We start from the raw sequence: 11,176 nt of genomic DNA, 5'->3' as shown, positions 1-11,176 counted from the left end.
GACGCATCCTCATGGGGAACAACATGTCGTTCATCGGCCGTGACATGGCTGTCGACCTCGGGACCGCCAACACGCTGGTGTACGTCAGGGGTCGGGGGATCGTTCTCAACGAACCGTCCGTCGTCGCCATCAACACCAACACCGGTGGCATCCTCGCTGTCGGCGCCGAAGCCAAGAAGATGATCGGTCGCACGCCGGGCAACATCGTTGCCGTGCGACCGCTGAAGGACGGCGTCATCGCCGACTTCGAGATCACCGAGCGGATGCTCCGCTACTTCATCCTGAAGATCCACAAGCGGCGGTACCTCGCCCGTCCGCGTGTCGTCGTCTGTGTGCCCTCCGGCATCACCGGAGTGGAGCGCCGCGCCGTCATCGAGGCCTCGTCGCAGGCCGGCGCGCGTCAGGTGCACATCATCGAGGAGCCCATGGCCGCGGCCATCGGTTCCGGCCTGCCGGTCCACGAGGCCACCGGCAACATGGTGGTCGACATCGGCGGCGGCACCACCGAGGTCGCGGTCATCAGCCTCGGCGGAATCGTCACGGCACAGTCGATCCGCGTCGCGGGCGACGAGCTGGACAACGCGATCATCCAGCACATCAAGAAGGAGTACTCCCTCCTCCTCGGTGAGCGCACGGCCGAGCAGATCAAGATCACCATCGGTTCGGCGTACGACATGGACGCCGACGAGCACACCGAGATCCGCGGCCGTGACCTGGTCTCCGGGCTGCCCAAGACCGTCGTCATCTCCGCCGCCGAGGTCCGCAAGGCCATCGAGGAGCCGGTCAACGCGATCGTCGACGCGGTCAAGACCACCCTCGACAAGTGCCCGCCGGAGCTTTCGGGTGACGTGATGGACCGCGGCATCGTTCTCACCGGAGGCGGCGCCCTGCTGCGCGGCCTCGACGAGCGTCTGCGTCGCGAGACGGGCATGCCGATCCACATCGCCGAGGACCCGCTGGACAGCGTGGCACTCGGCTCCGGCAAGTGTGTCGAGGAGTTCGAGGCGCTCCAGCAGGTCCTGGACGCGTCGCCGCGCCGCTGACAGTGGCGTGAACCCGCTGAAAGGGTGTCCGCCGTACGAGTGCCTGTCACCTCGTGCGGCGGATCGTTGATATAGAGGGCTTTAAAGGGCACGCACAGATGCTCGCAATTCCACGGATTTCCAACTGAGGAAGGCACGGCCGCCGCACGTGAGGGACACACGAGAGAGCCGGCTGCTCCTGGTGCTGCTGATCGCCATCGCGTTCGCTTTGATCACGGTGGACATCCGCGGTGGCGAGGACTCGCCGGTCGACGGTGCCCGCCAGGCCGCCGCCACGGTGTTCGGCCCGGTCGAGGACGGCGTGTCGTCCGCCGTCGACCCGATCGGCAACGCCATCGGCGCGGTACGCGACTCCGGCGACCGGCATGACCGGATCGCAGAACTCGAGCGTCAGAACGCAGCGTTGAAGGCGAAGCTCGGCAGCGACGACCGCAACCGCAGCCGGGTCAGACAGCTGGACAGCATGCTCAAGAGCGCCGGCGCCGGTCAGTACGGCATCAAGGGCGCCGAAGTCATCGGCATAGGAGCGGCCCAGGGCTTCTCCTGGACCGTCACGATCGACGCGGGCGCCAACGACGGACTCAAGCGCGACATGACCGTCCTGAACGGCGACGGCCTGGTCGGCCGCGTCACCACGGTCGGCCCGAGCACCGCGACCGTCCTGCTCGCCAACGACCCCGACTTCACCGTCGGCACCCGCATGGAGAAGACCGACGAGCTCGGCTTCGCCACGGGGCAGGGCGACCGCCCGCTCTCGGTGCAGATGCTCAACGGCAAGGCGAAGATCAAGAAGGGTGACCGGCTCGTCACCTTCGGCTCGCAGAAGGACAAGCCGTTCGTGCCGGGCGTACCGGTCGGCGAGGTCGTCCGCGTAGACCCGTCCGGCGGCGACCTGACGCGCAACATCTACATCAAGCCGTACGTCGGCTTCACCAAGCTGGACATCGTCGGTGTCGTCGTCGAAGCGCCCCGTGAGGACCCGCGCGACACGGTCCTGCCGAAGAAGCCCGCCAAGCCGAAGCCGACCCCGACGGTCACCGTGACGGCCACGCCGTCAGGGCAGCCCCCGGCCGACGACGCCGACAACGGCAACGAGCAGTAGGAGCACCGGAACCATGCGCTTCAACCGAATCCTGCTCTCCACCACCCTGGTCGTCGTCGCCCTGGTCATCCAGGTCAGCGTCCTGGCCCGGCTCCAGCTGCCGGGTGCGGTGCCCGACCTGGTGCTGCTCACGGTGCTCGGCCTCGCCCTGGTCTACGGCCATGTGGGCGGCGCCCTCGTCGGCTTCGGCGCCGGGCTCCTCGCGGACCTGGCCCCGCCGGCCGACCACGCCGCCGGGCGGTACGCCCTGGTCCTGTGCGTCGTCGGCTACCTCGCGGGTCTGGCCAAGCCGGAGACCGGACGGCTGCGGTCCGCCACCGGGCCGCTCGTCGTGGTCGTCGGCGCCGCCATCGGGTCGACCCTGCTGTACGCGGGCGTGGGCTCCCTCGTCGGGGACACCGCCGCCCGCCACGTGGGCCTGGGCGGGCTCCTCTTCACGGCCGCCCTGTACGACCTGCTGCTCGCGCCCTTCACGGTGCCGCTGATCATCGCGCTCGCCCGGCGCGCCGAGAACGACCCGCTGGGGGAGACCTCTCCGGCGACCAAGGCCACGGACGTCTCGGCCGGCTGGCTGTCCTCCGGGACCGGCCTGCGTATCGGCAACCAGCGCGGGGGCATGCGGATGAAGGCGGCCAAGGCACGCGTCGCGCGCGCCGGACGCATCAAGGGGGTCAAGCGCCTGTGACCGCAGCGCAGTTGGCCCCGTACACGACCGGTCGCGCACACAGGTCGGTCGTGTACACGTACTACTCGTACACACACTGAGAGGGGGAGGAAAGCAGTGACCAACATCCCCGAGACCGGACGGACCCCAAGAGTCCAGATCCGCCTCATCGTCATCCAGATCCTTGTGCTCTCCCTCCTCCTCACCCTCGGCGGGCGCCTCTGGTACCTCCAGATCCGCAACGGCGAGGAGTACGCGGAGGAAGCCTCCGGCAACCACGTCCAGCAGGTCGTCGACCCCGCCGTACGCGGCTCGATCCTCGACGCCCGCGGCGTCCCGATCGCCGACAACGAGACCCGCCTCGTCGTCTCCGCGTCCCGCACCGACCTGATGAAGATGAAGGACGACGGCAAGGCGGCCCTCGCCAAGCTCGCCGACGTCCTCGGCATGACCGCCAAGGAAGTCTCCGACAAGGTCCGCCTCTGCGACTCCAAGACCCCGCAGCCCTGCTGGAACGGCTCGCCCTACCAGCCGATCCCGATCACGGACGAGGCCTCCCCCAAGCAGGCCCTCCAGATCCGTGAGCGCGCGGAGGACTTCCCCGGCATCACCGCCGAGCCCACCGCCGTCCGCCGCTATGCCGCGCCCGGCAAGTCCAACACCGCCCAGGTGCTCGGCTACCTCTCGCCCGTCACCGACGACGAGATCAAGAAGGCCGAGAACACCGACTCGCCGTTCCTGCGTTCCGACCAGGTCGGCCGCTCCGGCCTGGAGCGCACGTACGACGCGCAGCTGCGCGGCAAGGCCGGCGTCACCCGCTACGAGGTCGACAACCTCGGCCGCGTCATCGGCAAGGCCAAGGACGACCCGGCACAGCCCGGCGCGAACGTCGTCACCAGCATCGACGCGCGCGTGCAGGCGCTGTCCGAGTACTGGCTCAACGACGCGATGAAGAAGGCCCGCCAGGAGTTCGACAAGAACACCAACGAGAACTACAAGGCCGACGCGGGCGCCGTCGTCGTCATGGAGAACAAGACCGGACGCATCGTCTCCATGGCGTCCAACCCGAGCTACGACCCGAACGCCTGGGTCGGCGGCATCTCCGGCAAGGACTACACGCAGCTCACCGGCAAGAAGTCCAACTACCCGCTCCTGAACCGCGCCATCCAGGGCCAGGCGGCCCCCGGCTCGATCTTCAAGGTCATCCCGACGACGGCGGCGGTCAACGCGGGCTACGACTTCAACGGCAGCTACCCCTGCCCCAGCTCGTACTCCATCGGCGGCCAGACCTTCAAGAACTTCGAGTCCCAGGGCCACGGCAGCATCAGCCTCGGCCAGGCCCTCGAGGTCTCCTGCGACACCGTCTTCTACAAGCTCTCGCACGACCAGTGGGCCAAGGACGGCGGCAACAAGCCGAAGAAGGACGCCAAGGACTGGTTCTACAAGACCGCCCACCAGTTCGGCCTCGGCAAGGAGACCGGCATCGACCTGCCGAACGAGGTCACCGGCCGCGTCCCGGACCGCCAGTGGAAGAAGGACTACTGGAAGGCCAACAAGGACGGCTGGTGCAAGCAGGGCAAGAAGGGCGGTGACTACGTCGAGAAGATCGCGTACGAGAACTGCCTCGAAGGCATGAAGATGCGCGCCGGTGACTCCGTCAACTACTCCATCGGACAGGGCGACACCCTCGTCACGCCGATACAGATGGCGACGATCTACTCCGCCATCGCCAACGGCGGCACCATGTACAACCCCACGGTCGGCAAGGCGATCATCAGCGCCGACGGCAAGCAGGTCCAGGAGATCGCGCCGAAGTCGCACGGCAAGCTGCCCATGGACAAGAAGACCCGCGACAACATAGACGGTGCCCTCGCCGACGTGGCCACCAAGGGAACGGCCGCCTGGCGGTTCGGCGGCTGGCCGCAGGACAAGATCCCGATGCACGCCAAGACGGGTACCGCCGAGGTCCACGGCAAGCAGACCACCTCGTGGTTCGCGACGTACACCAAGGACTACTCGATCGTGATGACGATCTCCCAGGGCGGTACGGGTTCCGGTGCTTCGGGACCCGCCGTCCGCAAGATCTACGACGGCATCTACGGCCTGGACGACGAAGGCAAGCAGAACATCAAGAAGGCGCTGCTGCCCGAGCCGCAGAAGAACCTGCCGAAGATCGAGACCGACGGTTCGATCGACTCCCCGAAGATCAAGCCGTACAAGCCCGAGGCCCCCAAGCCCTCGGAGCAGCCGCAGGAACTGGCGGGCGCGCCCGCGAACGGGAGGCGCGACTAGTGGCCGGCAACAATGGCTTCTCCGTCTCCGGCTACGGGCCCGAGCGCTCCTCGATGGCCTCCCGGGTGTTCGCCCGCGATTCGCTGGTGCGCAGGCTGGACTGGCCGATACTGCTCTCGGCGATCGCGCTGTCCGTGATCGGCTCCGCGCTCGTCTACTCGGCGACGCGCAACCGCACCGAGCTCGTCGGCGACGACCAGTACTCCTTCCTGATCAAGCACGTCATGAACACCGGCATCGGCATCGCCCTGATGGCGGGCACGATCTGGCTCGGCCACCGCACCCTGCGCACGGCCGTGCCGATCCTCTACGGCATCTCCGTCTTCCTCGTCCTGCTGGTGCTCACCCCGCTCGGCGCGACCATCAACGGCGCGCACGCGTGGATCGTGCTCGGCGGCGGCTTCTCGCTCCAGCCCTCCGAGTTCGTGAAGATCACGATCATCCTCGGCATGGCGATGCTGCTCGCGGCCCGCGTCGACGCGGGCGACCGGGACCACCCCGACCACCGCACGGTCCTCCAGGCCCTCGGCCTGGCCGCCGTACCGATACTGATCGTGCTCCTCATGCCCGACCTCGGGTCGGTCATGGTGATGGCGATGATCGTCCTCGGTGTGCTGCTCGCGTCGGGCGCCTCCAACCGCTGGGTCTTCGGGCTCCTGGGCACGGGCGCGGCCGGCGCGGTCGCCGTCTGGCAGCTCGGCATCCTCGACGACTACCAGATCGCCCGCTTCGCGGCCTTCGCCAACCCCGCGCTCGACCCGGCGGGCGTCGGCTACAACACCAACCAGGCGCGCATCGCGATCGGCTCCGGCGGGCTTTCGGGCACCGGCCTCTTCAAGGGCTCGCAGACCACCGGGCAGTTCGTGCCCGAGCAGCAGACGGACTTCGTCTTCACCGTCGCGGGCGAGGAACTCGGCTTCGCCGGTGCGGGCCTGATCCTGGTCCTGCTCGGCGTCCTGCTCTGGCGGGCCTGCCGCATCGCCCGCGAGACGACCGAGCTGTACGGCACGATCGTCGCCGCCGGGATCATCGCCTGGTTCGCCTTCCAGTCCTTCGAGAACATCGGCATGACGCTCGGCATCATGCCGGTGGCCGGTCTGCCGCTGCCCTTCGTCTCGTACGGAGGATCATCGATGTTCGCGGTCTGGGTGGCCGTCGGCCTATTGCAGTCGATCAAGGTGCAGCGGCCGATGTCGGCCTAGGCCGGCAGGAGGTCTGCCGCGCGACCGCGATCGCGTCTAGATTCGGTTCATGGCGGAGACGAAGCGCGAGATCGAGCGGAAGTACGACGTCGGTGCGGACGCGGCACTGCCCGACCTGACCGGAGTGGCCGGGGTCGCGGATGTCGTCCACAAAGGCGTCGTCGAGCTGGACGCCACCTACTGGGACACCCCCGACCAGCGCCTCGCCGCGTCGTCCGTCACGTTGCGCCACCGCACCGGCGGCGCCGACGCGGGCTGGCACCTGAAACTGCCGGTGGCGCTCGCGGACGGCGTGCGGGACGAGATCCACGCCCCGCTCTCGCCGGACGTGCCGCGCTCACTGCTCGGCCTCGTCCGTTCGCGTGTCCGCGAGGCCGAACTGATCCCCGTCGTGCGCCTGTTGTCCGCCAGGGACCTGCGCCACCTCGTCGACGAGCGGGGAGCGCTGCTCGCCGAGGTCAGCATCGACGGAGTGGTCGCCGAGCGGCTCACCGGGAGCGGCGCCACCGCGGAGTGGTCCGAGGTCGAGGTGGAGCTCGCGGACGACGGCGATCCCGCGCTGCTCGACAAGGTCGAGAAGAAGCTGAAGAAGGCGGGCGTGCGCCGCTCCGACCTGCCGTCGAAGCTGAGCAGGGCGCTGGCGGAGACGGCGGACGCGCCGCCCGGGGAGAACGAGGCGCGCGCGGCCAGGAGCAGGAAGGCCGACAAGAAGGCGGGCAAGAAGGCAGGCAAGAAGGAGGCCGTCGCCGAGGCCGTCAAGGAGGCCGTCGGCGACGGGACCGGGACCGCCGGTGACCATGTCCTGGCCTACCTCCGCGCCCAGCGCGACGCGCTCGTCGCCCTCGACCCCGACGTCCGCCGCGACCTGCCCGACTCCGTGCACCAGATGCGGGTCGCCACGCGCCGCATGCGCAGCGCCTTCAAGTCGTTCCGCAAGATCCTGGACCGCACCGTCACCGACCCGATCGGGGACGAGCTGAAGTGGCTCGCGGCAGAGCTCGGCGTCGACCGTGACCAGGAGGTCCTGACCGAGCGGCTCACGTCCCGCATCGGCGCCGTGCCCAGGACGCTGCTCCTGGGCCCCGTGCGCGGACGCCTGCGCATCTGGACCGTGGCCCGCCGCAGCGGCTCCCGGCGCAGGACCGTCGCCGTGCTCGACGGCAAGCGGTACCTCGCGCTCCTCCAGTCCGTCGATGCCCTGCTCGCCGACCCTCCGCTGCGCCCGGCCGCCGCCGCACCCGTGGGCAAGGCGCTGCCCAAGGCCGTGCTCAAGGACTACCGCCGCCTCGCGGCCCGCGTCGAGCACGCCCTCGAGCTGCCGCCGGGCGAGCAGCGTGACGTGGCCATGCACGAGGCCCGCAAGGCCGCCAAGCGCGCCCGTTACGCGGGCGAGGCGGCGACGCCCGCCCTCGGCAAGCCCGCCAAACGGTTCGCCAAGCGGATGAAGGCCGTCCAGAGCGTGCTCGGCGACCACCAGGACAGCGTCGTCGCCCGCGACGCCCTGCGCACCCTGGCCATACAGGCCCACCTGGCGGGGGAGACGGCCTTCACCTGGGGACTTCTGTACGGGCAGGAGGAGGCCGCGGCGGCGGACAGGGAGCGGGAACTGCCGGAGGTGTGGGCCGAGGCGTCCAGGGCGAAATTGCGGGCGGCTCTGAGCAGCTGACCGCCGGGGTACGCTTGATGGTCACCCCTGCCAGCTCATGAGAGACGCCGAGATGCCTGTCGAGTCCGTCTTCCCACGCCTGGAAGCGCTTCTCCCGCACGTCCAGAAGCCCATCCAGTATGTCGGCGGAGAGCTCAACTCCACCGTCAAAGACTGGGACGCATGTGACGTCCGCTGGGCGCTCATGTATCCCGACGCGTATGAGGTAGGGCTGCCCAACCAGGGCGTCATGATCCTCTACGAGGTACTGAACGAACGCGAGGGCGTCCTCGCCGAGCGCACGTACAGCGTCTGGCCCGACCTCGAAGAGCTGATGCGGGAGCACAAGGTCCCGCAGTTCACCGTGGACAGCCACCGCCCCGTCGGCGCCTTCGACGTGTTCGGGCTCAGCTTCTCCACCGAGCTCGGCTACACGAACATGCTGACCGCCCTGGACCTCGCGGGCATCCCGCTCGAGTCCAAGGACCGCACGGTCGACGACCCGATCGTCCTGGCCGGAGGCCACGCCGCCTTCAACCCCGAGCCGATCGCGGAGTTCATCGACTGCGCGGTCATCGGCGACGGCGAGCAGGCCGTGCTCGACATGACCGCGATCATCCGCGAGTGGAAGGCCGAGGGTCGCCCCGGAGGACGCGAGGAGGTGCTGTTCCGCCTCGCGCGCACCGGCTCCGTCTACGTCCCCGGGTTCTACGACGTCGAGTACCTCCCGGACGGGCGCATCGGCCGCGTCGTACCGAACAAGTCCGGTGTCCCGTGGCGCGTGTCCAAGCACACCGTCATGGACCTGGACGAGTGGCCCTACCCCAAGCAGCCCCTCGTGCCGCTCGCGGAGACCGTCCACGAGCGCATGTCCGTGGAGATCTTCCGCGGCTGCACCCGCGGCTGCCGCTTCTGCCAGGCCGGCATGATCACGCGCCCCGTGCGGGAGCGAAGCATCACCGGCATCGGCGACATGGTGGAGAAGGGCCTCAAGGCGACCGGCTTCGAAGAGGTCGGCCTGCTCTCCCTGTCCTCCGCTGACCACACGGAGATCGCGGACGTCGCCAAGGGCCTCGCGGACCGGTACGAGGAAGACAAGATTGGCCTCTCCCTGCCCTCGACCCGCGTCGACGCCTTCAACATCGACCTGGCGAACGAACTGACGAGGAACGGCCGCCGTTCGGGCCTGACCTTCGCCCCCGAGGGCGGCTCCGAGCGGATGCGGAAGGTCATCAACAAGATGGTCTCCGAAGAGGACCTGATCCGCACCGTCGCGACGGCGTACGGCAACGGCTGGCGCCAGGTCAAGCTGTACTTCATGCTCGGCCTGCCCACCGAGACCGACGAGGACGTCCTCCAGATCGCGGACATGGCGGCGAACGTCATCGCCAAGGGCCGCGAGGTCGCGGGCAACGACATCCGCTGCACGGTCTCCATCGGCGGCTTCGTGCCCAAGCCGCACACGCCCTTCCAGTGGGCCCCGCAGCTGTCGTCGGAGGAGACGGACGCCCGTCTCGCCAAGCTGCGCGACAAGATCCGCGGCGACAAGAAGTACGGCCGCTCGATCGGCTTCCGCTACCACGACGGCAAGCCCGGCATCGTCGAGGGCCTGCTCTCGCGCGGCGACCGCCGCATCGGCTCCGTCATCCGCGCCGTGTACGAGGACGGCGGCCGCTTCGACGGCTGGCGCGAGCACTTCTCGTACGACCGCTGGATGGCCTGCGCCGAGAAGACGCTGCCCGACTTCGGCGTGGACGTCGACTGGTACACCACGCGTGAGCGCACGTACGAGGAAGTCCTGCCCTGGGACCACCTGGACTCCGGTCTCGACAAGGACTGGCTCTGGGACGACTGGCAGGACTCGCTCGACGAGACCGAGGTCGAGGACTGCCGCTGGACCCCCTGCTTCGACTGCGGCGTCTGCCCGCAGATGCAGACCGAGATCCAGATCGGCCCGACCGGCAAGAAGCTCCTGCCGCTGTCGGTGGTGAAGTAAGTGACGCGGCCGGAGCCGGTGGCACGGGCAGGTGCTGCCCGCCTCGCCCCGCCCTCCGGCCGCGTGCACCTCTCCTTCATCGCCGCGATGGAGGAGTTCCGCGCCGAGGGCCGCGGCGGCGCCGACGACGACACCACGCTCGGCCGCACCCTGCGTGACTACGGCGACAAGTGGCACGACCCCGTGGTCTTCGAGCGCTACGTCGCCGAGGTCCACGAAGCCGTGCATCCCGCCGAGCCGCTCGCCGTGCCCGTGACGACCCTCTGGTACGCGGACGGCAGCCATTACCTCGGCCGTCTCGCCATCCGCCACAACATCGCCACACGTTTCCTGCGCGAGTACGGCGGCCACATCGGCTACGACGTACGCCCCACCGCCCGCCGTCGCGGCCACGCCACGGCGATGCTGATCGACAGCCTGCCGCACGCCCGCGCCCTCGGCCTGGCCTCTGTCCTCGTCACCTGCGACACCGACAACACCGGTTCGCGCAAGGTGATCGAGGGCGCGGGCGGCGCGTTCGAGGACGAACGCGGCGGAAAGCTGCGTTACTGGATCCCGACCGGCAACTGACGGCGACCGACCGCCGCCGGACCGAACCAGCACCCGCCACTGACGCGTCTAGGACGGCATGGACCTGGAAAAGCGGCCCCCGCTCGACGAGCGCGGGCCGGAGCAGTACCCCGCACCATCACAACCGCAGGCCGAGGGCTGTCTCGCCGTCGCGATCCGGATCCCGGTGCGGATCGTGGTGCTCGTGCTCGTCGTGCCGGTGCGCCTGGTCTGGGACGCGCTCGCCGTGTGCGGCCGTTTCCTGTACCTGAGGGGACTGCGGCCGGTGGGGCGCGCATTCGCCTGGCTGGGCCGGACGCTGATCGTGACGCCGCTGAAATGGCTGATGGAGCGCGTCATCACGCCGATCGCGCTCGGCGTCACCACCGCCACGGAATGGCTGCTCAAGGCGGTCTTCGTGTGGCCGTGGGTGGGTCTTTGGCGCTATGTGTTGGCGCCGGTCGGCAAGGGGCTCGGGTGGCTCGGGCGGATGCTGGTCGTGGTGCCCGCCGTCTGGCTGTACGCATCTGTCCTCACGCCGGTCGGGCATGCGATCGCCTGGCTCGCGCGGGGCATCGCCGCCGGGGCCACGGCGGCCGGACGCGGCATCGGCGCCGCTGTGGCGTGGCTGCTCAAGGCGGTCTTCGTGTGGCCGTGGGTGGGTCTCTGGCGCTATGTGATGG

8 protein-coding genes and 1 pseudogene are annotated in these 11,176 nt (G+C 69.2%); all 9 read left to right on the top strand.

The window, feature by feature from the left end; translation table 11 throughout:
• Window positions 1–23 precede the first annotated feature (23 nt).
• Entirely contained in the window at window positions 24–1,043 is a 1,020-nt protein-coding gene (locus ACQKIP_RS27810) for a rod shape-determining protein (RefSeq protein WP_160505014.1), read from the top strand.
• Window positions 1,044–1,191: 148 nt separating this feature from the next.
• Window positions 1,192–2,145, top strand: a complete 954-nt coding sequence (gene mreC / locus ACQKIP_RS27805) for a rod shape-determining protein MreC (RefSeq protein WP_361189025.1) — start codon at window positions 1,192–1,194, stop codon at window positions 2,143–2,145.
• 13 nt (window positions 2,146–2,158) lie between these two features.
• Window positions 2,159–2,830 carry a rod shape-determining protein MreD gene (mreD, locus tag ACQKIP_RS27800; protein ID WP_365857796.1) on the top strand — a complete coding sequence of 224 codons (672 nt, stop codon included), beginning with the start codon at window positions 2,159–2,161 and terminating at the stop codon, window positions 2,828–2,830.
• Between the two features lie 96 nt (window positions 2,831–2,926).
• Window positions 2,927–5,101 (top strand): penicillin-binding protein 2, encoded by a 2,175-nt coding sequence (gene mrdA / locus ACQKIP_RS27795; protein ID WP_365857798.1) that lies wholly within the window; start codon window positions 2,927–2,929, stop codon window positions 5,099–5,101.
• Complete coding sequence (gene rodA / locus ACQKIP_RS27790; protein ID WP_365857800.1) at window positions 5,101–6,303, top strand: rod shape-determining protein RodA; 1,203 nt, start codon at window positions 5,101–5,103, stop codon at window positions 6,301–6,303. The genes mrdA and rodA overlap by 1 nt, the downstream gene beginning before the upstream one ends.
• Before the next feature lie 49 nt (window positions 6,304–6,352).
• Window positions 6,353–7,969 carry a CYTH and CHAD domain-containing protein gene (locus tag ACQKIP_RS27785; protein WP_365857802.1) on the top strand — a complete coding sequence of 539 codons (1,617 nt, stop codon included), beginning with the start codon at window positions 6,353–6,355 and terminating at the stop codon, window positions 7,967–7,969.
• Between the two features lie 52 nt (window positions 7,970–8,021).
• Complete coding sequence (locus ACQKIP_RS27780) at window positions 8,022–9,944, top strand: TIGR03960 family B12-binding radical SAM protein (protein ID WP_365857804.1); 1,923 nt, start codon at window positions 8,022–8,024, stop codon at window positions 9,942–9,944.
• Window positions 9,945–10,514 (top strand): GNAT family N-acetyltransferase, encoded by a 570-nt coding sequence (locus ACQKIP_RS27775; RefSeq protein WP_427744416.1) that lies wholly within the window; start codon window positions 9,945–9,947, stop codon window positions 10,512–10,514. It abuts the gene before it with no gap.
• Window positions 10,515–10,572: 58 nt separating this feature from the next.
• Window positions 10,573–11,176: pseudogene (locus ACQKIP_RS27770) on the top strand (hypothetical protein); the annotation flags it as partial.

The organism is Streptomyces sp. NPDC059900, from assembly GCF_050270335.1.
Lineage (GTDB): Bacteria > Actinomycetota > Actinomycetes > Streptomycetales > Streptomycetaceae > Streptomyces.
The sequence above is the reverse complement of the archived record's forward strand: the minus strand, read 5'-3'. Positions and strand labels throughout refer to the sequence as shown.

Coding starts and splice junctions, on each gene's coding strand:
- ACQKIP_RS27810 (WP_160505014.1), top strand. CDS start 24: ATGTCGTTCATCGGCCGTGACATGGCTGTCGACCTCGGGACCGCCAAC.
- mreD (WP_365857796.1), top strand. CDS start 2,159: ATGCGCTTCAACCGAATCCTGCTCTCCACCACCCTGGTCGTCGTCGCC.
- ACQKIP_RS27785 (WP_365857802.1), top strand. CDS start 6,353: ATGGCGGAGACGAAGCGCGAGATCGAGCGGAAGTACGACGTCGGTGCG.
- ACQKIP_RS27780 (WP_365857804.1), top strand. CDS start 8,022: ATGCCTGTCGAGTCCGTCTTCCCACGCCTGGAAGCGCTTCTCCCGCAC.